This is a genomic window from Sphingobacterium lactis (assembly GCF_051951495.1).
Classification (GTDB): Bacteria; Bacteroidota; Bacteroidia; order Sphingobacteriales; family Sphingobacteriaceae; genus Sphingobacterium; species Sphingobacterium lactis_A.
In genome coordinates this window covers 1-325 of sequence record NZ_JBNHAS010000019.1, presented here as the reverse complement: position 1 = coordinate 325, position 325 = coordinate 1, and the positions used below count along the sequence as shown (strand labels likewise).

Below are 325 nucleotides of genomic sequence, written 5' to 3'. Positions count from 1 at the left end.
CTAGCCACGAGATGAGACTTCCTCATAAGGGCCGTCGAAGATGACGACGTCGATAGGCCACAGGTGTAAAGGTTGAGAGACCAAAGCCGAGTGGTACTAATAACCCGAAGCTTTCCAATGCGGATAGTTCTGTTGTCCTCTCTCTTTTTTATCTTTTCTTCCAATAACATGTCAATTAGTAGTTGGTAGTTGGTATTCAGTAGTTAGACCCATGTCTGCTACCGGAGAACGCTCGATAGTACTTAAAAGATATTCAGGTGCCTATATCGGCGGTGTCCACCTCTTCCCATTCCGAACAGAGAAGTTAAGCCCGCCAGAGCCGATG

General features: G+C 46.8%; 2 rRNA genes. Both read left to right on the top strand.

Features of this window, described 5'->3' with window-relative positions:
• A 23S ribosomal RNA gene (locus tag ACP6L2_RS18170) occupies positions 1 to 119 on the top strand; the annotation flags it as partial.
• Positions 120 to 253: 134 nt separating this feature from the next.
• A 5S ribosomal RNA gene (gene rrf, locus ACP6L2_RS18165) occupies positions 254 to 325 on the top strand; the annotation flags it as partial.